The organism is Bacillus marasmi, assembly GCF_902168435.1.
GTDB classification, from domain to species: Bacteria; Bacillota; Bacilli; order Bacillales; family Cytobacillaceae; genus Bacillus_BU; species Bacillus_BU marasmi.
In genome coordinates, this window is sequence record NZ_LR656174.1 from 79,371 (window position 1) to 103,740 (window position 24,370).

Genomic DNA, 24,370 nt, shown 5'->3' on the forward strand with positions numbered 1-24,370 from the left:
ATTATCCTCCACTAAATCCCCTCGGGCTCATAGCCTATTTCTATTTTTACGGCTATAGTCCTTTCTTTTTTCCTTTATTATACTTGAACTGTCATTTTTCGACCAATTTCTTGCATTTGCTGAGGTTTTGAAAGCTGCGAGCATTCCTGAAAAGCGAAATGCTTACATCCTATACACTTATTGTAATTCAAATTAGTAAGTGCGAAATTAATGGCATCACCAGTATGTTCAAACAAATGGTTTTCCCCTAGCTCATGAATCAGTCCAGTTTTACGTATAACCTCCAATGGTTGTGCTTGAATCCCTGAAATCAAGATTTGACCACCCTGTTTTTGAAAATTATTCACAATGCTGGTTAATGTCCCCTCACCTGTTGTATCCATATATGGAACCTTACCCATTCGTAAAATCAACACTAGTGGTCGATGATTAATCGTTGACATAATTGATTTTTCAAACATTTGGACTGCTCCAAAAAACAGTGCGCCTTCTATTGTAAAGATGCTAATCTGTGGGCAATCATGTCCTTCGTGAACAACATGTGGCTTTACCTTTTTTTGTTCTGAGTCCTGATCTGGCAATACTTTTGCTACTGTTAATAATCCACTCATTCGCTTAACAAAGAGAATAGCGGCTAATATTAAACCAACTTCAACTGCTGTTGTAAGGTTGGTGAAAACTGTTAATAAAAAGGTTGTAATTAAAATAAGCGAGTCACTTGATTTTGTTTGCAGAACATGGGCAAATTCCTTTCGTTCACTCATGTTCCAGGCTACGACCATCAGAATCGGAGCCATGCTCGCTAATGGAATGTGTGATGCAAATGGTGCAAATAACAATAGTACAAGGAGAACAATTAATCCGTGAATAATTCCTGATATCGGTGAAACTGCACCATTTTTGATATTAGTAGCTGTACGTGCAATCGCACCTGTTGCAGGAATTCCACCAAATAATGGAGTGACCATGTTCGCGATACCCTGACCAATTAATTCTTTATTGCTATTATGCTTTGTCCCGGACATCCCGTCAGCTACTACAGCTGATAGTAAGGATTCAATTCCTCCGAGGATGGCGATGACAAATGCTGGTTGAAGCATTTTAATAATATTTTCTATTGTAAAATTTGGTAAGTGGAAGCTCGGAAGTTTATTTGGGATTTCTCCATAAGCTGATCCAATTGTTGCAACCTGTCCGGGAAAGAACACTGCTGCAAAGATTGTTGATATTAATAGCCCGATTATCGGTCCAGGGATTTTCGGAAACCACTTTGGAGAGAAGACGATAATCACCAGACAGATGACAGCTGTTAAGATGCTATATCCATTGATCGTATGAATATGGAGAATAATTTCTTTAAGGTTGGCAATAAACTCTTCATGCTTCTTTATACCAGTTAATCCCAGGAAGCTTGAAACTTGCCCGGTAAAAATAATGACAGCTATCCCTGAGGTAAAGCCAATTGTAACTGGTCTAGGAATAAATTTTATTAGCGAACCCAATTTTAATATTCCCATTAACAGCAGCATGACACCTGCTAAAAATCCAGCAATTAACAGGTTTTCATAACCATACGTCATTACAACTCCTAGTAGAACTGGGATGAATGCTCCTGTTGGCCCCGCGATTTGGAATTTTGAGCCTCCAAGTAACGAAATGAGTATCCCTGCAATAATCGTAGTATAAATACCATATTCCGGTTTTACACCTGATGCTATTGCAAAGGCCATACCAAGTGGGATGGCGATGACGCCAACTATTGTGCCTGATAAAAAGTCTTTACGAAGGCTATCCATTGAATAATTGTTACTTCTGCTCAAATAACGCATCACAAATATACCGACCTCACAATATTTATATATTTGAATTTTTGAATATACGAATTATGTTACTCCCGTTTACAGCAATTGTCTAGAAAAAAAGTTTGACATTATTTGTCCAGTGAACATTAAGTTTTCTTGGTTTTTCTGCAAAAAAAATGTTTATTCGTCAAGCCTCATATCCGTTTAGAAAATAACGGAGAAGTTCTTTGTCATCCTCTGTTAATTCTCTTCCAAAAACGGATTGTACCTCTTGTTCAATTGATAAAAAATCACGACCAAGCTTATGTATGCTATTCATAATGGCTCTACACTCTTGATTCTCCTGGATAAATTGTTGCCGAGTTATTGGAGCGTCAGTATGGGAATGCAAGTACCATTCTGCCTCATATTCCTCGAGGCGATTCATTAGCGGAATCAATTTCCCCGCTGTGTATTTCCTTTTTTTTGCATATATGTCACACGAAGTTGAATCACCCAAAAACATAAATCTTTCCTCTTCTATATAAATAATTGTTGAATCTTCAGCATGATCTCCCCCAACATGTTCAATCCTGCAGGAAAGGTCGCCAAGATCTAAATAAAGCTCTTTATTAAATCCGATTGTAGGATGAACGACTTGAATTTGTTCAATTGATTCTCCATATTCTTTCTTCATCATATCGGCACAGAATGATATTTCTTCATCTGTCTGTACTCTATAGTTTAGAGATGCTAAGTCCCATGATAAACCACTCAAATATTTTATTTTTTCAATTGTTTTATTTTGAGCTATGATAGGGATAGAAAGCTCAGACAAACCAAATATATGATCCCAATGCCAATGAGTTAATAAAACCAATGATGGTGGTTTTACCCCTTGTTTCTCTAATTCACGCAAAAATAACTCAACATGATTGGGAGAATTTCCACCATCCACCATTAATACATGTTTCTTTCCTACTATTGCTCCTAAAACGGGACGATCTGTTACGTGTGATGGTGTAAGATAATAGAGGTGATTTGAAAACTTAATCAATTTTTGAGTCATTAGCTTTTGCTCCGTTTCATTCTCAATCTGGTGACTTTTTTTGATCAATGTGATTTCTTTGTACCGAAACTAATTCGCCAAATCGCTCATATTTCCTTTTACATTTCAAAATATTCTGTTCAATACACATCATTTGCTTTTTCACTCACTTTATTAATCATCTTTTTTTGTAATCTTGCGTGGCAATGTGTTATAAGTTAGAGAAGGAGAAATTTTATTTAAGCATATAGGGGAATCACTAATAATAAGGATTAGCATAGAAGTTCTACAATGGGTTAGATTGTTGGAGAGGAGATAAAAATGCAGATTGCAACCGTATTTTTAGGAATCTTAACGGTATTAAACATCATTTTGGCAGGTGTCGTAGTATTCCTAGAACGGCGTAATGTTAGTGCTACATGGGCATGGTTAATGGTCCTAATTTTTATACCTGTATTAGGTTTCATATTATATATTATTTTCGGACAAAATATGAGCCGCCGCAAAATTTTCAAATGGGATAAGCATGAACATACATATATACAGAGAGCTGTATTTGCTCAAATGAAATTAATTGAAGAAAATCGATCTGAATTTCGAAATCCTGTTATTCAGAATTATAACGATTTGATTTTTTTACACTTAAATAATAACGAAGCACTGTATACAGAAAACAATTCATTATATATTTTCACCGATGGCCATGAAAAATTTGAAACACTCTTGAACGATATTAGGGCTGCAAAGGAACATGTACACCTTATATATTATATTATCCGCGATGATGAATTAGGTAGAAAAATCTCCACCTTATTAGCAGAAAAAGCTAGACAAGGTGTCGAGGTCAGGGTTCTTTATGATGATAGTGGTTCACGGCATCTATCGAGACGTTTTAAAAGACAAATTGAGCAAGCAGGAGGAATGATTGTACCATTCTTCCCTGGGAAAATCCCGCTAATAAACTTGCGGGTTAATTATCGTAATCATCGTAAACTGGCAATTATTGATAGTAAAATTGGATATATCGGTGGTTTTAATATCGGCAATGAGTACCTTGGTTTAAATCAACGCTTCGGCTATTGGCGTGATACACATCTTAGGATTGTTGGAGAGGCAGTAAATAGTCTCCAATCACGGTTTATGCTCGATTGGAATCAGGCAGCTAAGGTGAAAATTTCCTTTAAAGATTATTATTATCCAACTCAAAAAAAGCATGGGGATATAGGGATTCAAATCGTTTCAAGTGGACCGGATTCAGAATGGGAACAAATAAAGCATGGTTATATTAAAATGATTTTATCTGCAAAGAAATATGTATATATACAAACACCATATCTAATTCCTGACGAGAGCTTACTGGACGCTTTAAAAATTGCCTCTTTATCTGGGGTTGATGTCCAAATCATGATTCCAAATAAACCTGACCATCCTTTTGTGTACTGGGCAACTTATTCTAACGCTGGCCAATTATTACGAGCCGGCGTAAAAATTTTCACATACGAAAATGGTTTTCTCCATGCAAAAATGATTGTCGTTGACGGTAAAATTGCCTCAGTTGGCACAGCAAACATTGATGTTCGGAGCTTCCGCCTTAACTTTGAAGTGAACGCGTTTTTATACCACCCGGACATTGCCCAAAATTTAGCTACTATTTTCAATACAGATATTCGTTTATCTTCTGAACTAACCTTGGAAAAATATCAAAAGCGTTCAATATTAATTCAAACAAAAGAATCCATATCACGATTATTATCACCAATCTTATAAAATAAAAATAAAAATTGTCAGCCAAGTATTGATACTTGGCTTTATTTTGTTTGTTAGAAAACTGAATATTTAAGCTATTGAATTTTTCTAAAAAAAGGTATATAGTATGATGTGATATAAATCACAGTGATAAAAGTCTCAAAACGAAACAGGAGATGGAGGAAAAACCAAGATTATGAAAGTAAAAGGTGCAATAGTTCTTGTCATTCTTTTTTGCTTTGGTTTTTTTTATCAAAACACTGTTTTTGCGATGGTATTCACGACTCCAACCAACCCAATTATCAACGAACTCGGTCATGCACGTACTAAAGAGCACGGAATAATGACTGGAATATCCTACTTCTTGATGAATACCTTTCACCATAATCCGTTTTTAACACCAAGTGATGTGGTTGAAAGCGACAATAACGAAATTCAAGCATTAGCTAAGCAATTAACTGCCGATAAGGAAACTGAACTCGAAAAATCTAAAGCCATCTACACCTGGATTATTGAGAATATTGAATATGATGCTGATTACTATTTTCAAGTTCAACATCTTACTGATTTTGATTTTGATTCAGCGGTAGAAACACTGCAAAAGCGAAAATCCATGTGCATGGGTTATGCACACTTAAATGCCGCCTTACATCGCGCAGTTGGAATCGAGACAAAGGTTGTATATGGAAATGAGCACGCCTGGAACGAAGTCCTCCTTGATGGTACGTGGCAAGACCAGGATTCAACCAAAGGTGCTGGCTTTATCGACAATCAAAATAGAAGATTTATTCCATCACCTTCTATGGAATATTTTACTTACTCAGGTTTAACAAAAGAAGGAGAATATTACTGGTAAGGTACTACATAAATTTTTTAAGGGCTTCTCATCGCTGAGGAGCCCTTTTTGATTATTGAAAATCTACGCTGCTCATTTTATCCATATTGCTCGCAATCATTGCAATAATTGTGCTCGCCTCTTCTCTACTAAAAATAAAATTAGACTCATCCTTTATTAATTCTTCTTCATCAGTCCAAATTCGATTTATCCTTCTTAATACTCCGTCACCAGTCTCTGTAATAATCCCAAATTGATAGGTTACCTCAACTTCATCATCCTCGAGATAGGCCGTTACTTCTGGAGTTTCCCATTCTACTTCAATTTCTTCAAAAATGTCTTGAGCATCATCAGGTTCATCTAAGTAATAATCAACTTGCTGCTCGTCTTCCTCTTCATCCTCTAACTCATCATCATTAATAAAATCGTGAAGACTCTCATGAACTGCGTCAACAATGTCCTCAATATCATATAAAACAACCCTCGATGTCTGTCCTAAATCTGGATCAAAGGACTCAAAAAAGAAGTCTTCATGTGCGGGATCATAGGAGAGCGTACAAAAATATACTCGCTCATCGTCTTCTGTTTCAACAAAAAATTCGATTCTCGGATACTTTGCACCGCGTTCAACAGTCATATTTCCGACCTGGTCGTATTTCGCACAAATCGATTCAAGGTGGTCTTGAAGTTCACCACTAACTCGGTCAAACCATTCCAATGACATATAGATCCCATCCTTTTGTAAATTAATTCTGCCAGTTTAACAATCCTGATGTTCACCATAAACCATGGAGAGCATATTCTCGGAATCAGGCGCCGATACTTGTTTATAGTCTTTCGCAAATTGCTTTATGCTGTCACAAAAGCCAACGTTATCATCACCTATACTTTCGGCCCAACTAATAAAGTTTTGATAATCATACATTGGATCATAGGAATTAAAGGTTGCGACTACTATATTAGGCGTCCCCATCGTTTTAACAACAATTCCATCATAGGTTTCAGGATTAATTCCATTATAATTAGTACACGCAAAAAATATCATTTGTCTCACCCTTTTGTGTGACCTTAACTTTAGTTTGAACGACAAAAGTAAAAATATCATACATATATTTTCCCGTATGTTGTATAATCATCAAAAAAAAACCCAAGGATTAATTTCCCTTGAGTTTCCTCTTGTTTAGTGATGGTGATGATGTTGTTTCGATGGGTTTGTTATAACAAATTCTTCCTTAGGCACTTGGAAATATTGAATCCAGACACCGTCCAAGAATTCATCTCGGGTATCCAAAATAATGTCAATTCCTTTATCTGTTTTTACTATTTCATCGTGCTCAGTTGGTGTATCAAACTTTAAATCATAATGAGCGTGATCACCGTGCATATGGGTTACATAAACACGAATCATATTCCCCTGGGCAGCTTCGTTCTTTTCTAACATTTCTTTTAGTGCCTTTGCGGCTAATCGATTAATTTTACAATTCATATTTGCTCACCTTTTTTGTTTTTATTTTTATGATAGCCGTTATGGTTGTGAAAAGCAAAAAAGGATGATGAAATAACATAATCGCATTTTGGTCATAGGATAAAGAAGTTTAATTAAATTCTGCAAACGAGGTGTTTTCATGGGGTTGTTTATTAATAAAGAGCTTTATCCTCAGATTCACTTATCAACATCTGAACAAAAGGCGTCAAATCAAGAGGAATATCGTCATGATGCTATGTCTGAATTTCGTGAATTTCAAGAAACAATCAATCGAAAATTGACTCATTCTGTCGATGCCGTTCAAGAGCTGTTTCAGAAATCGACCACCACTCTGAAGGAACAGAATATGTCGCTTGTTGCATCCGTTGAAAATCAATGTTCAAATCAGCAAACAATTTTAAAAAACCTGGAAACATTAGAGACAACCGTTCTTGACCATTTGGCCAAAATTAATGATGAGCAACAAAAATTGCTCAATGTGGCAAAACTTGATGAAGATCAACAACACGCGATTTTTGCACAATTAACAGTTCAGGATCAAAGAACACAAGATTTATTAGCAAAAATTACTGCTTTAAAAAACGATTCAGAACAGCTAAAACAGGAAGTTATCACTTCTAATAAAAAGTTATCTGAGAAAATTGAAGTTCAAGATGTATATCATCAAACAGTTATGGAGCGTATTCAAGCTCAAGAAGCTGTAACCTTTAAAATGAACCGACAGCTAGACAACCTCAAAGCAGTGATATTTGAAAGGATTGCTGATTTAGCAGATAAAATTGAATACCAATCTAAAAACACGATAAAAACACTATCTGGATTTTTTATTAAACCAGTCAAATCCAGTAGTGTTGAGACCAAAAAATAAATACAAGCCAGTTTGGGAATAGTACGTTTATATCTAAACGAGCCTTTAATTTCATCGTCAAAAAGGAGGGTTTTATGCTACTTTTCACTTCAACGACAGGCCAAATTAAAACAGTTCAATCATTTCATATTCCTCGTGATGACGATGAAATTCTCTGGTTTGGTCTTAGATGTGATATCCAAGACCCTAGCTTAACTCAAATAAAAATGCATGATCATGCAAAACAAAGCCTCCTCACCTTTTCTGACATCCCCAAGGTTAACGAGTACAAAAATGAAGCTGTTATTTGCTTAACCGCCTTGGATAACTCTTTTGAAACTGAAAAAATCAACATATTAGTTGGAAAAAATTACGTCATTACCATAGAAGAAAAAGGAATTATCGGATTAAAGGATTCCTTAACAAAACTATTTAACGAAGAGCAAATGAGAATGTCTCATACTGGGCATATCCTTTTTCATATTATTAATGTCATTTCAGCAAATTACTTGGCTGCTATAGATGAAATTGCGGATGAAATCCTCAATCTAGAAAAGAGTGTGTTTAAAGACCCATTTGAAAATAGGATAGGCAAAACTGCATATCGCTGGAAAACAAAGCTCCACGAGCTAAGGCAGATTATCGAGCCCCAGGAGTCAGTCATCAAAGAAATTGTTACAAAGGAATTCCCGTATACGAATGAAGAATCAACTTATTATTTTCAAGATATTGAAAGTGATTATTCAAGAATTATCAGTGCCATTGATACGTTCAAAGAAAATTTAGTCAGCATATATAATTTGCAAATGTCCTTAAAAGCAGATCATTCAAATGCCATCATGAAAACTTTAACTTTGGTTAGTGTCATATTTATTCCAATGACGTTTATTGCAGGACTATATGGAATGAACTTTGAGAAAATGCCAGAATTATCTTGGCACTACGGTTATCCGGCGGCGTTAATTGTGATGTTTGGCGGAGGTTTATCAATTGCAATGTTCTTTAGAATAAAAGGTTGGTGGGGAAAAAATGAAGGAAAATAGAATAGAGTTTATGAATAGGATAAAAAACCAGGAGAATCTCCTGGTTTTTTCATGCTTATAATTTTTTAACTGCAACTGCACAAGCCTTAAATTCTGCTGTTCCAGAAATTGGATCATATTCGTTCAATGTTAATACATTTGTTGGCGTTTCAGCCCAGTGGAAACTCATAAACACTAATCCAGGTACAACCTGTTCGGTTACTTTTGCTTTAACAGTCAGTTCACCACGACGGGAGCTAACGTGTACAACTTCACCATCTTCAATACCCAATGCGTTAGCATCTTCAGGATGAATATCCAATGTCTCTTCAGTTTGCTTAATCTTAACACCATCAGCGTAGAATCTTGTTTGTGAATGAGTGTTATATGACTCATAACGACGGCCAGTCGTTAACATGAATGGATATTCCTCATCAGGCATTTCTAGTGGAGCAGTGTAATCAACTGGAACGAATGAAGATTTTTTTACATCTTCAGTTGTTTCTGCATGGAAATGCTCGTGTAATAAGTGAGTCCCTGGATGATTTTCATCCGGACAAGGGTAGTGTATGCTATATTCCTTATCAAGACGATCATAGGAAATTCCACCATATGTTTCCCATGCAAGTTCACGTACTTCATCCCAGATTTGTTGACTTGATTCATACGACATGGAATAACCCATTTTTTCTGCCAATTCACAAAGTATTTGCCAGTCTTCCTTCACATTTGGATGTGATTGTACTGCAGTGCGAACCCGTTGAACACGGCGATCAGTATTTGTATATGTTCCATCTACCTCGCCCCATGATTTTGCCGGTAAAACTACATCAGCCATTTGTGCTGTTTCCGTTAAGAAAATATCCTGAACTACTAATAAATCAAGATTTTCAAGGAGCTTTCTTGTGTGATTCATGTGAACATCGGCCATAAGCGGATTTTCCCCGATTACATACAACGCCTTCACAGCACCTGCTTCCATTCGATCGAATGTTCTTGTTTGTGTATCACCAGCAATTGGGTTAATTTCCACACCCCAATGAGCTTCAAAGCGTGCTCGTTTTTCATCATCAGCAATGCTTACTGCACCTGTTAATTGGTTAGGCAAGCATCCCATGTCACCTGCACCCTGTACGTTATTCTGACCACGTAACGGCATAATTCCTGTGCCTGGTTTTCCAATATTACCTGTTAATAGCGCAAGATTCGCTATATCAAAGACATTATTTACACCACAATGGTGCTCAGTAATACCTAGAGTATAGGCAATCATCGAACTTCCGGATGTTGCATACTCTCTTGCAGTTTCGATGATATCCTCAGCTGATATTCCAGTAATGGATGCAGCATATTCGGGTGTATACATCTCAACCATTTGTTTTAATTGTTCAAATTCAGAGGTTTTCTTTTGAATAAATTCAGCATCATAAAGATTCTCTTTGATGATGACATGTATCATGCTGTTGATAAAAGCTATATCCGAGCCAACATTAATTTGCAGATGACGGTGCGAAACCTTCACCATATCAATTTTTCGTGGGTCAATAACAATAATTTTCAATCCAGCCTTCGCTGCTTTTTTCATTCGATTAGCTATAATCGGATGAGCCTCAGTTGTATTAGAACCCATCAACAATAGAACTTTTGCTTCATTAATATCTTCAATACGGCTAGTTGGTGAACCACTTCCAAAAACAGTCGCCAGACCGGCGACGCTAGGAGCGTGTCACGTTCGGTTACAGCCGTCAATATTGTTGCTGTGTACGACAGTTCTCATAAATTTCTGTGTAATGAAATTTGATTCATTTGTCGTTCTTGCACAAGCAAACAAAGAAATGGCTTCAGGACCAAAATTTGCTTTAATAGAGTTTAAGCGATCAGCAATATACTGTAACGCTTCATCCCACGTCGTTTCCACAAGCTCCCCAGCCCTGCGGATTAATGGGTTTTTAAGTCTTGATGGCGCATGAACATATTTATATGCAAATGCACCTTTTACACAAGTCTGACCATTATTTACAGGTGCATCCTTATCTCCTCTAATACGCTTAATCTGATTGTCTTCTACTTCAACAATTAGACCACAGCCTGTGCCACAGTATCCACATACTGTTTTTATGCTTTCAATCGCCACGTTGTCCCCTCCAGATAAATATTTATAAAACACCATGTTATTATAATAAACGACAATGTAGTATAAAGGTATTAAACTTTAAGTACATTTTATTAAAAAAAAATAACGCAAGCAGTGACATTGCTCACGTTATTAAGCTGGTCGTGCTGGTAAGACAATGTTAAAGGTAGTTCCTTTATCGACTTCGCTCTCAATATAGACGCTTCCATTGTGACTTTCAATTATTTTAAAGGTGACCATAAGCCCAAGACCATTTCCATTTTCTTTAGTAGTATAGAACGGTTCCCCTAGCTTCTTTATTTTTTCTTCAGGAATTCCGACTCCACTGTCTTGTATGGATATTTCAACCTTTCCAGCCGTTACATTGGTAAATATTCGTAAATCTCCCCCGTTTGGCATCGCTTCAATACCATTTTTTACTAAATTTAAAAATACTTGCTTCAACCGATCCTCATCACATTCAACTTGAATAATCTCTTGATCTGTATTGAAATGTAATCGAACATGCTTTTTTCTCGCCTCAAACGAAAGTAAATTCAGCACATTTTTGATGATTGGAACAATATTCTTTTCCTCCAATTGGGCAGCTTTTGGCTTTGCCAAAACCATGAATTCTTCAACGATTGAATTTACTCGATCAAGTTCATCAAGAATGATATCGAGGAACTCCAATCTTTCCGGGTTCTTTTCATCTAATTGCAGAAATTCAGCATACCCTTTTATGGAAGTCAGTGGATTTCGAATCTCATGAGCAACACCGGCCGCTAGCTGACCAACAGCAGCCAATTTATCTTGGCGATGCAATGTTTCCTCATGCTTCTTCCGTTCAGTAATATCATTCCGTATGGACAAGAATTGGTATGGATGGCCATTTTCATTTAAAAACGGCACGATAGTCGTATCTACCCAATAATAACTGCCATCCTTAGCCTTGTTTTTCACTTCACCCTTCCAAACCTTACCCTGCAAAACCGTATCCCATAATTCCTTAAAGAATAACTTAGAGTGATATCCTGAATTTAACATTCTGAAATCCTGTCCAATTAATTCACTACGACTGTATTTAGAAAGCTCACAAAACCTGTCGTTGACACTTAAGATTCTTCCCTCTTCATCTGTGAATGTAATAATTGATGCTTGGTCAAGTGCGAACCTAATATCATTGTTTTCCTTCAATGAATTTCGGAGCTGTGCCTCTGCCTCTTTTTGAGCTGTAATATCGTTTCTGATGGAAACATATTGATATGGCTTTCCTTTCTTATTTAAAAAAGGAACAATGGTCGTATAAACCCAATACAATGTGCCATCTTTTGCTCTATTTCTAATCTCACCTTTCCATACCTCGCCTTTACCTATCGTAGCCCAGAGTTCCTTAAAAAACTCTTTTGAATGCGTACCTGAATTCAATATTCGATGATCTTGACCAATTAATTCTGCTTCGGAGTATTTTGAAATTTCCACAAATTTATCATTTACATACGTAATTTTCCCCTGTGGATTGGTGATAGCCACGATAGAAGATACATCCAACGCTGCGGTAATATCACGTAAACTCGTATCACTTGTTTCTAAGCGGTTGTGAATCAACGTACTTGAACTAATTAATCCTCCGATAATAATTACGGAGACAAATATTATTAAATAAAAAATAATATTTTCGGAAGGTGTTTGGTAAAAAGCAGCATTATTGTTAAATTCAATGGTTGATCCTCTAGTAAAAAGGATATGACCTTGAACGATGCTAGCCGAGATAATTAATGCCCCAACCGGATTTAACCAAGCATGATTTGTCTTAACAATACTTTTTGTATAATACAGAAGCCAAAACGAAAACAAAAAGCCACCAAACACTAATATTATTGTTAGCAACATGATTAACTGGTTATACTGCACAGAAAAATTCATTGAATACATACTAATTACATAATTTGAAATGACTGCCATAGTCATTAAAAAACTTCCGAGCATCAAATTTGCCTTCGTTATTGATTTACCTGTTATGGTATTCAATGCCATTCCTGTAAAGGAAATACCGATAATAACGGATAATAATACGATTGGAAGATGGAAACTCAAGGAGCCATTCATATATCCAGATAACATTCCAAAGAAATTCATCACCCATATTCCTATTCCCAATGAAAAGGTACCACCTAAAAACAACCATCTCTTATTCCGCTCTGCTGTACCTAATAAGGATAGTAAATCGAGTGCAGCGTATGATGACAGCATTGTTAGTATCATTGCTACCATCATTAAGATGGGACTTGTGGACGTTGCAACCATGTATCCATCCCTCCAATTTTCTGCCGTCTTATATACTATGATTGTAATGGAAAACAATGAGGAAATAAAGAGAAATTTGTCGATTTTTCAACAATTTTCTATAAAACCGATACTTTACTAATATATGGATATTATTGCAATTTTCCTAACCCCCAAAAATGTCCAAAATTACGCGAAAATTGTTTTTTAAATTTTTTGATTTTTTTGAAAAAAGGGCTATACAAACAAAGAAAATCATAATATACTGTATTACAACAGAACGATAATAAAATAAACTGTATTATAAAAAGGGAGGAACAAATAATGATCTATCAAAATGCTAATGAAAATTTTCGTCAAGGAACAAAGGTTTGTCCGGAATGTGGTAGCAAGATGAACGAACAAGAACAATACTTTATTCAAGAATGCGATCGTTGCTTATCAAAAAAGGAGGAGATTTAATGTTAATTCAAAGCCCAGTTGAGTTTTTCCGTCAATTGCCGAAAAAAGTATGCCCAGAATGCGGTGATTACATGGTAGAACAAGCTGAGTCCTATATCCAAGAATGTGATCGTTGTCTTGCTAAAAAAGAAGAATAAAAAAACGGCCAACTACGGCCGTTTTTTTTAATTATTCTCATTTTGTTGTTTTATTTCATCGCCAGCAATAATTGAATTTGCCACCTCAAGCTGTTTATGTTCATCAACGGAGTCACCTGGAATACTTTTTGGATTTGAAACTGCACTATCGATTTGGATTGTAAAAGTTTCTTGTTTTGGTGCAGTTGTTACATAATTCATATCCTTTAGTTTTTTTCCCAAACGTAAAACCCCTCCTGACCAATTATTGGTTAAGATCTGACCGCTTCCCTAAATTTGTTTCTCCGTTTGCCGTATTACCGGTTGTTGCATTATATCCCACCCGATAAACCCCTTGTTGTTCTTGTTTCAATGCATCAGGCATTTTGTATTGTTGTTGATTAGCTTGAAACTCGCCCTTTTTTGACATTCTGTTTCCTCCTATAGTCTCAAAAAAACCCATGTTCCTTTTTAATATTAACTTTGCATGAACGTTTATACTTAGTTTATTAATGCTGTACTAAAGACTCATTAAGGACAGTTTCTTTCTTTTCAATTCTCATCAGCCATATTTGTAACATTACACCTAAACATGCCAAGAGACTAAAAAATAGATAAACCGTGTTAATTTGATATTGATCATAGATAATTCCACCCAAAAAAGTGCAAAACCAATTGCCTAATCCATTACCAATCGCGGAATACAACGTAATGGCTGTAGCAGTCATATGAGCTGGAGTAATATCACGTACATATTGTAGAGCAGCAGGGATAAATAATCCTATTGAAGCACCCTGGAGAAAAGCAGACACATATATAACCCATAGATTAGGCTCGGTATAATAGAAAAACCACCGTGCTAGTGATACCATTCCCGCCACAGCTACCACCGGTAACAGACCATAGCGTCGTGTGAACCTACCAGCAAGACGCATAAACGGAATCTCCGATAGTACTGCTATTAAGAAAGCTATACCGATCCCCGTATAGGAACCTCCTTGATTTTCAACAAATAAACCAAAATAAACATTATTGGCAAGATTAGGTCCAAAAATCATAAACGTAATGGCTAAAAACAAAAGGAATTTTTTATATAGGAACAGTTCCCTCATTCCGGATAACAGTCGTTTGTTCCCTGCTGCGTTCGCTTTTTCCTGAGGTAGTCTCGTTGCTAAAATAGATGCAATTGCTAATGCGAAAAAGAATGAATAAAAGATTACATTTTCGTTTATTTCCGATAACCTGCCCATCACAAAAACTGCTAGGCCAAACCCTAGTGATCCATAAAGCCTTATGGAACCATAATTCGCTTTAACTCTACCGCAATAAGCTAGGCTAACACTATCAGATATTGGAATAATCGCACTTTGAAACAATGCTACTAATATCGCTATCGCTAAAAAACCGAAGTACGACTGAAAAAAAAGATAGCCTGCCGAGATTAGTCCTGCAAGTAATGTAGTAGTGGTTAGCACTTTCACAGGAGCATTTAGACGGTCTGATACCATTCCCCAAATAGGTTGAAAAAAAATCATCATAATTGGGCCAACCGACATGATGGTTCCAATTTGATATCCTGAAAAATTTATTACCTCACTCATATAAACGCTAAGTAATGGCGAAATACTACCTACACCAAAAAAAGTTAATAGATAAAAACCTTTCATGGTAAGGAGTTTGCTTTGAATTTGTTTACTCATTTTCTGATCCTCCTGATGAAAACACAAAAAAGTAAATATGAATTAGATTTTATCATTGAATATCCTTTAACGAAAACACAACAATTCGATAAAGACAAGCCCTGTACTCTACGTAAGCATCTTCCGTTACATCATGTCCATTTATTATAGAAAAAAAATAAAGAAACTGGGACAGAACTAAATTGTCCGCTATTAAAACCGAATGATTTTTATGTGGGTATGAGAAATAAGCGGAGAATTTCCCGTTATTGAATGTAAGGGGGGCTAATTGAGGTGAAATAAGAGTAGAATTTCCGCTTAACACCTCCCAAAAAGACAAAATCCAGTGATTTTTATGAAATAAGCGGAAAAACTCCTTTTATTCTTAGAGAAATATGGGCATTTCCCAAAATAAGTGGAATTCTTCCGCTTATTTTCAAACACAAGGAAATCAACACTCGGGTTTACGGACCCACATGCCAAAATTTTGCACATCAATGAAATGCACAGTTATTTCAGGGTAGTGTTTTTAGTAAAAAGGAATTAAAAAAATCGAACTATTGGGAAATTCAGTGTTAGAATTTCGCATCATAGTTCGATTTTTTTTTAACTGAAATACTTATGTCCAAGCCTCTTTATAATATTTGTTTTTCCCTACAATAAATAAGGTAACACAAATGGCAGAACCGTGGAAATAAGCACTGCTGCAATTCCCATAGCCACTCCAGCTACCGCTCCTTGTAGTTCGCCCTCTTTGGCAACTTCAGCAGTACCAATTCCATGAGCCATTGAACCAATCGCCAAACCTCTCGCAAAAGGGTGGCGGATGTTTAACAAATTCATCAACCAAGGACCAAACATTGCACCACACATACCTGTAATCATAACAATTCCCGCAACTAGTATCGTATCTCCTCCAATTATCTTAGAAACCTCTGAAGCAACCGGAATAGTCACGGACTTAATACTAAGGGAGGCCAACATATATTTAGCTAGATGGAATAACTTTGCAATATAGATAGCTAACAAAATCGTTACTATCGTACCTGTTATCAATCCAACTAAAGCAGGTGCTAAATATGCTTTTAACACATTTCGATTTCTATATAACGGTACTGCTAATGCCACAGTTGCTGGCCCGAGCAGATAGGTCATGATTTCCTTTGCCGCTTCGTATTCGTGATAATTAACCGAGCTTATCAGCAATATCACTATGACAATCGACGTTCCTAAAAAGACTGGTGTAGTAAAGGGTGATGGATATTTTAACGAAATTCTTCTGACAAAATAATACACAATAATAGTCAAAATTATACTATATGTGGTGATGACGTTGTTCACGATGGATCGCTTCCTTTCTATGAACTAAGAATTGCGAAAGTGATCCAGATACAACTATTCCTACTAACGTGCTAATCACCAGTACAATAATTAAAGCGATACCGTTTTTAATAAATACTGGTCCTAGTGTCATTAGGCCGACTGAAACCGGAATAAAAAAGAAGGATAAATGCTTTATTAGCAGTGATGACACCTTATCGACCCAATCAAGACGGATCACGCCTGTGTATAGTAATAAGAAAAGAATGAGCATTCCTAATACATTTCCAGGAATAGGAAGATGCGTTACCTTTACAATAAGAACCCCCATCTGATTAATACCCCATAAAACAATAAGCTGCACCAGTACAAAAAAAATATTTCTAATTTTCAAAGAACTTCTCCTTTCATCGAATGAACGCAGATCAATATGTTCATTACCGTAATTACAAAGAGAACTCCTTTTTTCTCCTATCTTCAAACGAATGAATATTATCTGTATATTTAAATAATAATAAAAGAAACTAGTTATTTTTTCAATATATTCTGAAAACATTTTCTCCTTTTTTTATTTTATAGATTTTTAAAAAGATTATGAAAGAGTTCACAAAATGTCCATATGATTAAGCGAGATTTTTACTTATCTTAATATTGGGGAGGGAATCTAGATGAAGAAATCATATATAATTGTTGTCGCACTAATATTACTTGGTATTACCTCGGGCATTGCATTTTTTGTTATCAGAGATGCGAATGCGCAAATACCAGACCATGCTTCATTGGTAGATCAGCATGGTGATCCATATATATTTAAGAATGCTGATAAAAAACTTAAACTGGTCGAATTTATGTATACAAATTGTCCAGATATTTGCCCAACAACAACACAAAAAATGAATTTATTGAAAGCAGATTTACAAAAAGAAGGAGTTTTTGGTGAAAAGGTTCAATTCCTTACAATTACCATTGATCCTTATAAGGACACTCCAGAAGTAATGACACAGTACATGAAAAACTTTGATATTAAAGATGATGGAAACTGGATCTTTCTAACTGGGGATCGCGACAATATTAAGGAAGACCTGCAGGATATTAACGATATTGCTGAACCGTTTAAATTCCAGTTCCGTGATCCCGGAGACGGATACTACGTTCATACTTCACTAACTTTTCTAGTAGACGAAAACAACAAGTTCATAAAAAAATTCCCAATGGGCGAAGATTTTGATCGAAAAGAAGTATTTGATGAAATAATGGATGAATTATAAACTTTTTTCAGCTGATATTATTGGCAAGTGCATAATAAAAAAGCGGAGAATCCAGGATTCACCGCTTTTTTTATTTAAGATTTAATCGTCATAGAAGGAGTTTGTTTCGGTGGTACTAATTTTAATACAAATTGAGATCTAGGTTTAGTAAAGCTGACGTTTATTCCTGATTCTTTTAGTTTGTTTACAAAATCAATTAAATGATTTTTTGCCATCATAAAAAACCCCTTTACCCTTCCCTATTCATTTATATTGTACACAAAACAAACTGAGATTACAGTAAAAATCTGAAAAATAAATCATTTTTTTTGCATTTCTATAAATTCTGTATTATCATCATAGTTTCGACACTTTTTTCAAGTGACACACGTCACATCAACTCGCGTATTCTATCACCCACTCTTCTTCCCCTCTACTTATGAATATCCAAATATTAACCGCAAATGATTCGCTCTCTCCATTTTTTATGGTATACTTTTTTAGATTATGTTTTTTTGGAGGATAATAAATGATTACTGTTAGTAATGTAGGTTTGCGATATGGCGACCGAAAGTTATTTGAGGATGTTAACATAAAGTTTAACCCGGGCAATTGCTATGGGTTAATTGGAGCAAATGGTGCAGGAAAATCAACTTTCCTAAAAATATTATCTGGAGAAATCGAGCCTCAATCAGGTAATGTATCAATGGGTCCTGGCGAGCGTCTTGCTGTATTGAAACAAAACCATTTTGAATACGAAGAGCAAGAAGTATTAAAAGTGGTCATCATGGGACACGCAAAGCTTTATGAAATTATGCAGGAAAAAGATGCAATTTATATGAAAGCAGACTTTACTGATGAAGACGGTATGCGTGCAGCGGAACTTGAAGGAGAATTTGCTGAACTAAACGGATGGGAAGCAGAATCCGAAGCCGCTATACTGTTAAAAGGTCTTGGAATTGAAGAAGAATTACATTATAAGAAAATGGCCGATTTATCAGGTGGAGAAAAGGTGAAGGTTTTACTTGCTCAAGCTTTATTTGGAAAGCCTGATGTCCTTTTACTCGATGAGCCGACAAACCATTTAGATATTAAAGCGATTCAATGGCTTGAGGAATTCCTTATCAATTTTGAAAATACCGTTATCGTTGTTTCCCATGACCGTCACTTTTTAAATAAAGTTTGTACTCACATCGCAGATTTAGACTTTGGCAAAATCCAAATCTACGTTGGGAACTACGACTTCTGGTATGAATCAAGTCAATTAGCGCTTAAAATGACTCAAGATGCTAATAAGAAAAAGGAAGAAAAAATTAAAGAATTACAAGCATTCATTGCCCGTTTCAGTGCTAATGCTTCAAAATCAAAGCAGGCAACCTCACGTAAAAAGTTATTGGATAAAATTTCATTAGATGATATCCGACCATCATCTCGGAAATATCCTTATGTTGGCTTTACTCCAGAGCGAGAAATCGGAAATGATTTATTACGTGTTGAAGGTATCACAAAAGAAATCGAAGGTGTAAAAGTCCTTAAAGATGTTAATCTTATCATGAATAAAGGGGACAAAATTGCATTAGTTGGTCCAAATGAACTTGCTAAAACGACGCTATTTAAAATATTAATGGGTGAACTTGAAGCAGATAGCGGTTCATATAAATGGGGTGTTACAACCTCACAAGCATATTTTCCTAAGGACAATGCTGAATTCTTTGAAGGCTGTGACCTAAATCTCGTCGATTGGCTTCGTCAATTCTCTCCGAAGGATGATAGCGAAAGCTTCCTACGAGGATTCCTTGGCCGAATGCTTTTCTCTGGCGAAGAAGTATTAAAGAAAGCAAGCGTGTTGTCAGGAGGAGAAAAGGTTCGTTGCATGCTATCCAAAATGATGTTGAGTGGCTCTAATGTGCTTTTACTTGATGAGCCGACAAACCATTTAGACCTTGAGTCAATTACAGCTTTGAACAACGGTTTAATTAATTTTAAAGGCTCCCTTATTTTCTCATCACATGACCACCAGTTTATCCAAACGATTGCAAATCGGATTATTGAAATAACACCTAATGGGGTTATTGATAAACAGATGACTTATGATGAATATCTAGAGGACACAAACCTGCAAAAACAAATTGCAGATATGTATTCAGTATCTTAATAGTCAATGCAAAGAGGAAGGGGGAAAGATCCCCCTTCCCTTTTTTAACTCCGCTTTTGCTTTCGACGGGAAGAATCAGCCTGGCGTGAACCAGTCTCAGTGTTCGTTGTTCCTTGTCCCTCTACTTGCGAAGAGTTTAGACCAATTGTTGATGGATCTTTTTTTCGTTTATTACTCATCTAAACACCTCCCCTCTTAACTAACCGTTTCTGTTATGTTCTCCAAAATAATGAGGAATATTTTTACCACAGAATGGAAAGCTTACTTGTGTGAGGAGGTGTTTTCTTTGGCTAAAATAGGAGTAGAGCAATCCTTGACTGACGTTCAACAAGCACTTCGTGAAAAGGGTTATGATATTGTTGAATTAAAACAGGAACAGGATGCACAGGGCTGTGATTGCTGTGTGGTAACAGGATTAGATTCAAACGTTATGGGTATAAATAATACCATTACAAGCGCTTCTGTTATTGAAGCAAACGGTCTGACAGCTGATGAAATTTGCCAGCAAGTGGAACGAAGAATACAATAAAATTTTTCAAAAGACTAAAGTGTCCATTCTTTAGTCTTTTTTGATTTCCAAACTTGAGTAAATTTTGTTTCCTTTATAGGGAAAGACTGTTTAATCGAAGTTGAATTAGGTATAATGCAACTATGTTCGTACCTATTTCATTATCGAAAGGATTTACATCATGCCTTACTATCGTAGCTTTTTATTTTTTTTATGCCTTATGCTCCTTGCATCTTGTTCTCCAGTCTACCAAAATGAGAAAAAAACGACCACTCAAAACAATGTTGAAGAAGTCACTTTAACTATTTCTGCCGCAGCCAGTCTGCAGGATCTTTTGAAGGATTTGCAACATGAGTTCAATAAGCAGCAGCCAAATATTCATCTTACCTTTAACTTCGCTGGTTCAGGAACACTTCAACAGCAAATCATAAACGGCGCACCTGTTGACATATTTATTTTTGCAGATGAAGAAAAAGCCAAAATACTTATCGAAAATGGCCTTGTTTATAAAAAAACAGCAAAAAACCTTCTAGGAAACCAGCTTGTGTTAATCACACCAAAAAATAGTAATTATACGATAGATAGCTTAGCAGACTTAACCCAGAATGAAATTAAAAAAATTGCCATAGGTACACCGGAAGTGGTTCCAGCAGGAAAATATACTAAAAGCGCATTATCTCAAACCAATTTATGGAATAAGCTTGAACAAAAACTAATCTTCACGAAAGATGTTAGACAAGTATTGACCTTTGTTGAAAATGGGAATGTAGATGCTGGCTTTGTTTACCTATCGGATATTAACAGTTCCACTGATGTTAAATTATCCGTTAAAATTCCAACAACTAATCATGAGCCAATCCTTTATTCCTCCGGGGTATTAAAAACATCCAAACAAATAAAATCGGCTAACATATTCTATAAATTCTTATTAAGTAGTGATGCGAAAGAGCTCTATCAAAAACATCGCTTCATTGTATTGGATTGATATTTATGAATGATCAATTTTGGGTTCCAGTTAAACTTTCTATTGAAATAGCTTCGACGGCAGTTATTTTTGCCCTCTTGTTTGGAGTTTTGGCAGCATTTTGGATGACTAAATCCTCATTTCGCGGAAAAACAGTCATAGAAACAGTTCTCCTGTTGCCACTCGTCCTACCACCTACTGTGGTTGGTTTTTTATTAATTATGATATTTGGTTCTCAAAGCCCCGTTGGGAAATGGATTGAAGACCTATTTCAGCAATCTATCATGTTTACTTGGTGGGCAGCCCTGATTGCTGCTATCATTGTCGCCTTCCCACTAATGTATCAATCGGTTAAAACCGGTTTCAGGTCAGTGGATCCTGATATTGAAGCAGCGGCAAGGATTGATGGAGCTAATAATTGGCAAGTATTTTTATTTATAACGATTCCATTGTCAATAAAATCAATTATTTCCGGTACGATATTAGCATTTGCCCGTGCACTTGGTGAGTTTGGTGCCACTTTTATGTTTGCAGGAAATATCCCTGGAAAAACTCAAACTATCCCAATTGCCGTTTATATCGCACTTGACTCAGGAAATACAAGTTTAGCTTGGATGTTTGTCATAACGATGGTTCTAATTTCATTCGTAATGCTCTTAATCACAACAATTATTAAATAAAATAGGATGTCGTTAAAGGGTTCACTCCCAATAACGACATCCTTTGATTTATCATTAACTTCTTATAAGATTTTAGTTCACTTACTTTTTTGAACCTACATCCGTTGTTTTTTTTATCACTGTGAGCGTTGCTCCAGCTGCAAGAACTACAATCATTCCAAAAAAAACACTCATGCTCGAAATCGGCAACTTTTTCTGATAATTACTTGTATTTGGCTCATCTATGACCTGTTTTTCAATCTCTGTCAACTGAATTTCCTGAATGGTCTTGTTCTCTGATGTCTGCACCTTTAATAGTCCTTGGTTTGAAACCTCCAATATTCCACCTGATATCGGTTCAGTCACATAAGTTGGCTTAGAAACTTGATAAGTTTTTTCTTCAACCTTGAAGGTCTTTGATACTGGAATTTCTGTTACTTTGAAATTTTGAAAGCCAAAATCAAATAATTGTTTTGTATCATTATATATCTCGCGTTTATAATTTGATTTTAATAAAATCGCTGTCAAATTCAAATCGCCATTTGCTGCAGTTGTAGCAAGCGTCTGTTTTGATTCATTAACAAATCCTGTTTTACCTCCAGTTATTCCTGGATAGGGGACCTCCCCTTTCAGCATTTGATGATGGGTGAAAAGCGTAGTATCCCAAGAAAGTCCATCCCACACTAATTCCTTTGTTCCAAATATCTCTTTAAAGACATTATTATTAAGTGCATAGCTTGTAATTTTCGCCAAATCTTCAGCCGTCGTGTAGTGGTCTTCAGCAAACAAACCACTTGGATTAACCAAGTGAGTATTTAACACACCGATTTCTTTCTTTAAAAATGTATTGATGTTTTTCGAGAAAACCTCTAGATTTCCATCTAAATGCTCAGCAATCGCCATTGCAGCATCATTCCCTGAGTTGATTAGCATACCTTGCAAAAGACGATGTAGCGTGACTATTTCTCCAGCTTCTAAGTAAACCTTGGTCCCTTCAATACTGACAGCGTTTTCGCTTACCACAACAGTATCCTCGAGTTTGCCGGATTCAATCGCATAAATCGCAGTTGCAATTTTAGTCAAACTAGCTGGGTACATTTTTTCTTGCCCATTTTTACTGAATAATATTGCACCTGTTTTTGAATCCATTAATACTGCCGCTTCGCTTTTCAATTGCAACAGTTCATTTCCGTCTTCAGCAGAAACGGAAGGCGTATAGGATAGTGCAACAATAAATAAATAAACTAATATTAATATTTTTTTCACTTCGTTACACAACTTTCTGTATTTATATTACAATAATTACCATTTAACAACCGAAAATACATGTAGAATTTTAATACTCACACATTATCCCAATTAAGACAGTTTCTATAGAAAAAACTAGCACCAGGTAAACGTATTCAATCAATTACGAATTATATCATTAAAATGCACTGAAATTAATTAAATTTTTTTGAAATCATGTTTGTTTTCCAAAATAAAAATATGGACAAGTTTCCCCCTCCCTCCTGCATATATTGGTAATGGACAACTTTAAAGGGGGAAGGAAATTGCATTTCTTCATATTTAAAAGAAAAACATTGGCTATTTTTTTCATTATTTTTTGTTCGCTATTTGTAACGACTATATGGCTTTTTGTAGATTCACAAAAGGACATACCTACCATTCAACCAAACGAAAAACCACGAGAAATCCATTTGGTAACAGGTGAATTTAAAGCTAAAACACTGGATGGTAAGGAAATTGAAGCTTACAGATGGGATCCAGGAACTATTTTTATTAAAGAAGGAGAAAAAGTACAATTAAAGGTCTTTGGTGTTAACGGTCGAGAACATCCTTTCATAATTGAAGGAACCAATATTAAAGGAACAGTTAAACAAAATGAAGAAACTGACATTCCTCTTCAATTTTCTGACGAAGGGATTTATCGATTGATTTGTTTAACCCACTCAGATAAGGAGCATGAAGGTCCAATGATTGCCTATATTATCGTTGATTAGAACCAAAAGAACAGTGAGACCTCACTGTTCTTTTTTAATGCTCTCAAAAATATTTCCAGACCTTTTTTTGAATTTGAGGGGAAAATATAAATA

General features: G+C 35.8%; 27 protein-coding genes. 12 read left to right on the forward strand and 15 right to left on the reverse strand.

Translation table 11 applies throughout. The features are described from left to right. Positions 1–77: 77 nt before the first annotated feature. Both FXW34_RS15085 and FXW34_RS15090 read right to left on the reverse strand, forming a co-directional pair. Positions 78–1,829: a SulP family inorganic anion transporter gene (locus tag FXW34_RS15085; protein WP_147534947.1), complete on the reverse strand. Its 1,752-nt coding sequence runs from the start codon at positions 1,827–1,829 to the stop codon at positions 78–80. 160 nt (positions 1,830–1,989) lie between these two features. Continuing rightward, a complete protein-coding gene (locus FXW34_RS15090; protein WP_147534835.1) occupies positions 1,990–2,850 on the reverse strand; it encodes an MBL fold metallo-hydrolase in 861 nt (286 codons plus the stop codon). 300 nt (positions 2,851–3,150) lie between these two features. On the opposite strand from FXW34_RS15090, the gene cls reads away from it, so the two are divergent. After that, entirely contained in the window at positions 3,151–4,596 is a 1,446-nt protein-coding gene (gene cls / locus FXW34_RS15095; RefSeq protein ID WP_147534836.1) for a cardiolipin synthase, read from the forward strand. A gap of 175 nt (positions 4,597–4,771) precedes the next feature. Further along, on the forward strand, positions 4,772–5,431 hold the full coding sequence (locus FXW34_RS15100; protein WP_147534837.1) for a transglutaminase domain-containing protein: 660 nt from the start codon (positions 4,772–4,774) through the stop codon (positions 5,429–5,431). Between the two features lie 52 nt (positions 5,432–5,483). Here the strand turns inward: FXW34_RS15100 and FXW34_RS15105 are convergent, their stop codons facing one another. From FXW34_RS15105 to FXW34_RS15115, 3 genes are all read right to left on the reverse strand, one after another. Next, complete coding sequence (locus FXW34_RS15105) at positions 5,484–6,134, reverse strand: hypothetical protein (RefSeq protein WP_147534838.1); 651 nt, start codon at positions 6,132–6,134, stop codon at positions 5,484–5,486. Positions 6,135–6,170: 36 nt separating this feature from the next. Continuing rightward, positions 6,171–6,455, reverse strand: a complete 285-nt coding sequence (locus FXW34_RS15110) for a hypothetical protein (protein ID WP_147534839.1) — start codon at positions 6,453–6,455, stop codon at positions 6,171–6,173. A gap of 135 nt (positions 6,456–6,590) precedes the next feature. Then, complete coding sequence (locus FXW34_RS15115; RefSeq protein WP_147534840.1) at positions 6,591–6,896, reverse strand: iron-sulfur cluster assembly accessory protein; 306 nt, start codon at positions 6,894–6,896, stop codon at positions 6,591–6,593. Positions 6,897–7,035: 139 nt separating this feature from the next. On the opposite strand from FXW34_RS15115, the gene FXW34_RS15120 reads away from it, so the two are divergent. Next, entirely contained in the window at positions 7,036–7,764 is a 729-nt protein-coding gene (locus tag FXW34_RS15120; protein ID WP_147534841.1) for a hypothetical protein, read from the forward strand. Positions 7,765–7,838: 74 nt separating this feature from the next. Continuing rightward, positions 7,839–8,786, forward strand: a complete 948-nt coding sequence (gene corA, locus FXW34_RS15125; protein WP_147534842.1) for a magnesium/cobalt transporter CorA — start codon at positions 7,839–7,841, stop codon at positions 8,784–8,786. Between the two features lie 55 nt (positions 8,787–8,841). Here the strand turns inward: corA and fdhF are convergent, their stop codons facing one another. Then, entirely contained in the window at positions 8,842–10,935 is a 2,094-nt protein-coding gene (gene fdhF, locus FXW34_RS15130; RefSeq protein WP_246141086.1) for a formate dehydrogenase subunit alpha, read from the reverse strand. Positions 10,936–11,031: 96 nt separating this feature from the next. Next, complete coding sequence (locus FXW34_RS15140) at positions 11,032–13,185, reverse strand: PAS domain-containing protein (protein WP_147534845.1); 2,154 nt, start codon at positions 13,183–13,185, stop codon at positions 11,032–11,034. Between the two features lie 303 nt (positions 13,186–13,488). Here FXW34_RS15140 and yhfH (FXW34_RS15145) point away from each other — a divergent pair, with 303 nt between their 5' ends. Both yhfH (FXW34_RS15145) and yhfH (FXW34_RS15150) read left to right on the forward strand, forming a co-directional pair. Beyond that, positions 13,489–13,626: a protein YhfH gene (gene yhfH, locus FXW34_RS15145; protein WP_147534846.1), complete on the forward strand. Its 138-nt coding sequence runs from the start codon at positions 13,489–13,491 to the stop codon at positions 13,624–13,626. Next, a complete protein-coding gene (gene yhfH / locus FXW34_RS15150; RefSeq protein WP_147534847.1) occupies positions 13,626–13,763 on the forward strand; it encodes a protein YhfH in 138 nt (45 codons plus the stop codon). The genes yhfH (FXW34_RS15145) and yhfH (FXW34_RS15150) overlap by 1 nt, the downstream gene beginning before the upstream one ends. A 27-nt stretch (positions 13,764–13,790) precedes the next feature. Here yhfH (FXW34_RS15150) and FXW34_RS15155 read toward each other — a convergent pair whose 3' ends face one another. The 5 genes from FXW34_RS15155 to FXW34_RS15170 all read right to left on the reverse strand — a co-directional run bounded on the left by FXW34_RS15155 (position 13,791) and on the right by FXW34_RS15170 (position 17,135). Then, a complete protein-coding gene (locus FXW34_RS15155; RefSeq protein WP_147534848.1) occupies positions 13,791–13,985 on the reverse strand; it encodes a hypothetical protein in 195 nt (64 codons plus the stop codon). A gap of 22 nt (positions 13,986–14,007) precedes the next feature. Next, the gene (locus tag FXW34_RS22995; protein WP_187118977.1) at positions 14,008–14,172 is read right to left on the reverse strand and encodes a hypothetical protein; all 165 of its coding nucleotides are present in this window, start codon (positions 14,170–14,172) and stop codon (positions 14,008–14,010) included. A gap of 79 nt (positions 14,173–14,251) precedes the next feature. Further along, positions 14,252–15,442 (reverse strand): MFS transporter, encoded by a 1,191-nt coding sequence (locus FXW34_RS15160; RefSeq protein WP_147534849.1) that lies wholly within the window; start codon positions 15,440–15,442, stop codon positions 14,252–14,254. A 633-nt stretch (positions 15,443–16,075) separates the two neighbouring features. Next, the gene (locus FXW34_RS15165; protein WP_147534850.1) at positions 16,076–16,762 is read right to left on the reverse strand and encodes an LrgB family protein; all 687 of its coding nucleotides are present in this window, start codon (positions 16,760–16,762) and stop codon (positions 16,076–16,078) included. After that, positions 16,737–17,135 (reverse strand): CidA/LrgA family protein, encoded by a 399-nt coding sequence (locus tag FXW34_RS15170; protein WP_246141087.1) that lies wholly within the window; start codon positions 17,133–17,135, stop codon positions 16,737–16,739. Before FXW34_RS15170 ends, FXW34_RS15165 begins: the two co-directional genes overlap by 26 nt. Before the next feature lie 274 nt (positions 17,136–17,409). Here FXW34_RS15170 and FXW34_RS15175 point away from each other — a divergent pair, with 274 nt between their 5' ends. Then, entirely contained in the window at positions 17,410–18,009 is a 600-nt protein-coding gene (locus FXW34_RS15175) for an SCO family protein (RefSeq protein ID WP_147534851.1), read from the forward strand. Between the two features lie 74 nt (positions 18,010–18,083). Here FXW34_RS15175 and FXW34_RS23000 read toward each other — a convergent pair whose 3' ends face one another. After that, complete coding sequence (locus FXW34_RS23000; RefSeq protein ID WP_187118978.1) at positions 18,084–18,224, reverse strand: hypothetical protein; 141 nt, start codon at positions 18,222–18,224, stop codon at positions 18,084–18,086. Positions 18,225–18,517: 293 nt separating this feature from the next. On the opposite strand from FXW34_RS23000, the gene FXW34_RS15180 reads away from it, so the two are divergent. Then, positions 18,518–20,143 carry an ABC-F family ATP-binding cassette domain-containing protein gene (locus FXW34_RS15180; RefSeq protein WP_147534852.1) on the forward strand — a complete coding sequence of 542 codons (1,626 nt, stop codon included), beginning with the start codon at positions 18,518–18,520 and terminating at the stop codon, positions 20,141–20,143. A gap of 44 nt (positions 20,144–20,187) precedes the next feature. Here the strand turns inward: FXW34_RS15180 and FXW34_RS15185 are convergent, their stop codons facing one another. Next, positions 20,188–20,322, reverse strand: a complete 135-nt coding sequence (locus tag FXW34_RS15185) for a YuzL family protein (RefSeq protein WP_147534853.1) — start codon at positions 20,320–20,322, stop codon at positions 20,188–20,190. A 107-nt stretch (positions 20,323–20,429) separates the two neighbouring features. Here FXW34_RS15185 and FXW34_RS15190 point away from each other — a divergent pair, with 107 nt between their 5' ends. The 3 genes from FXW34_RS15190 (at position 20,430) to modB (ending at position 22,295) form a co-directional block, all read left to right on the forward strand. Continuing rightward, a complete protein-coding gene (locus FXW34_RS15190; protein ID WP_147534854.1) occupies positions 20,430–20,672 on the forward strand; it encodes a YkuS family protein in 243 nt (80 codons plus the stop codon). A gap of 160 nt (positions 20,673–20,832) precedes the next feature. Beyond that, a complete protein-coding gene (gene modA, locus FXW34_RS15195; protein ID WP_147534855.1) occupies positions 20,833–21,636 on the forward strand; it encodes a molybdate ABC transporter substrate-binding protein in 804 nt (267 codons plus the stop codon). Between the two features lie 5 nt (positions 21,637–21,641). Further along, positions 21,642–22,295: a molybdate ABC transporter permease subunit gene (gene modB, locus FXW34_RS15200; protein WP_147534856.1), complete on the forward strand. Its 654-nt coding sequence runs from the start codon at positions 21,642–21,644 to the stop codon at positions 22,293–22,295. A gap of 81 nt (positions 22,296–22,376) precedes the next feature. Here modB and FXW34_RS15205 read toward each other — a convergent pair whose 3' ends face one another. Next, positions 22,377–23,540 (reverse strand): D-alanyl-D-alanine carboxypeptidase family protein, encoded by a 1,164-nt coding sequence (locus FXW34_RS15205; protein WP_147534857.1) that lies wholly within the window; start codon positions 23,538–23,540, stop codon positions 22,377–22,379. Between the two features lie 287 nt (positions 23,541–23,827). Here FXW34_RS15205 and FXW34_RS15210 point away from each other — a divergent pair, with 287 nt between their 5' ends. Beyond that, positions 23,828–24,277, forward strand: coding sequence for a cupredoxin domain-containing protein (locus FXW34_RS15210; protein WP_147534858.1), 450 nt, complete (start codon positions 23,828–23,830; stop codon positions 24,275–24,277). The last annotated feature ends 93 nt before the right edge of the window (positions 24,278–24,370 follow it).

Bases quoted from the DNA above. Each gene is read 5' to 3' on its own strand.
- FXW34_RS15115 (WP_147534840.1), bottom strand. From the start codon at position 6,896: ATGAATTGTAAAATTAATCGATTAGCCGCAAAGGCACTAAAAGAAATG.
- yhfH (WP_147534846.1), top strand. From the start codon at position 13,489: ATGATCTATCAAAATGCTAATGAAAATTTTCGTCAAGGAACAAAGGTT.
- FXW34_RS15175 (WP_147534851.1), top strand. From the start codon at position 17,410: ATGAAGAAATCATATATAATTGTTGTCGCACTAATATTACTTGGTATT.
- FXW34_RS22995 (WP_187118977.1), bottom strand. From the start codon at position 14,172: ATGTCAAAAAAGGGCGAGTTTCAAGCTAATCAACAACAATACAAAATG.
- FXW34_RS15185 (WP_147534853.1), bottom strand. From the start codon at position 20,322: ATGAGTAATAAACGAAAAAAAGATCCATCAACAATTGGTCTAAACTCT.
- FXW34_RS15120 (WP_147534841.1), top strand. From the start codon at position 7,036: ATGGGGTTGTTTATTAATAAAGAGCTTTATCCTCAGATTCACTTATCA.
- FXW34_RS23000 (WP_187118978.1), bottom strand. From the start codon at position 18,224: ATGGCAAAAAATCATTTAATTGATTTTGTAAACAAACTAAAAGAATCA.
- FXW34_RS15100 (WP_147534837.1), top strand. From the start codon at position 4,772: ATGAAAGTAAAAGGTGCAATAGTTCTTGTCATTCTTTTTTGCTTTGGT.
- modA (WP_147534855.1), top strand. From the start codon at position 20,833: ATGCCTTACTATCGTAGCTTTTTATTTTTTTTATGCCTTATGCTCCTT.
- FXW34_RS15180 (WP_147534852.1), top strand. From the start codon at position 18,518: ATGATTACTGTTAGTAATGTAGGTTTGCGATATGGCGACCGAAAGTTA.
- corA (WP_147534842.1), top strand. From the start codon at position 7,839: ATGCTACTTTTCACTTCAACGACAGGCCAAATTAAAACAGTTCAATCA.
- FXW34_RS15105 (WP_147534838.1), bottom strand. From the start codon at position 6,134: ATGTCATTGGAATGGTTTGACCGAGTTAGTGGTGAACTTCAAGACCAC.
- yhfH (WP_147534847.1), top strand. From the start codon at position 13,626: ATGTTAATTCAAAGCCCAGTTGAGTTTTTCCGTCAATTGCCGAAAAAA.
- FXW34_RS15160 (WP_147534849.1), bottom strand. From the start codon at position 15,442: ATGAGTAAACAAATTCAAAGCAAACTCCTTACCATGAAAGGTTTTTAT.
- modB (WP_147534856.1), top strand. From the start codon at position 21,642: ATGAATGATCAATTTTGGGTTCCAGTTAAACTTTCTATTGAAATAGCT.
- FXW34_RS15085 (WP_147534947.1), bottom strand. From the start codon at position 1,829: ATGCGTTATTTGAGCAGAAGTAACAATTATTCAATGGATAGCCTTCGT.
- FXW34_RS15090 (WP_147534835.1), bottom strand. From the start codon at position 2,850: ATGACTCAAAAATTGATTAAGTTTTCAAATCACCTCTATTATCTTACA.
- cls (WP_147534836.1), top strand. From the start codon at position 3,151: ATGCAGATTGCAACCGTATTTTTAGGAATCTTAACGGTATTAAACATC.
- FXW34_RS15140 (WP_147534845.1), bottom strand. From the start codon at position 13,185: ATGGTTGCAACGTCCACAAGTCCCATCTTAATGATGGTAGCAATGATA.
- FXW34_RS15110 (WP_147534839.1), bottom strand. From the start codon at position 6,455: ATGATATTTTTTGCGTGTACTAATTATAATGGAATTAATCCTGAAACC.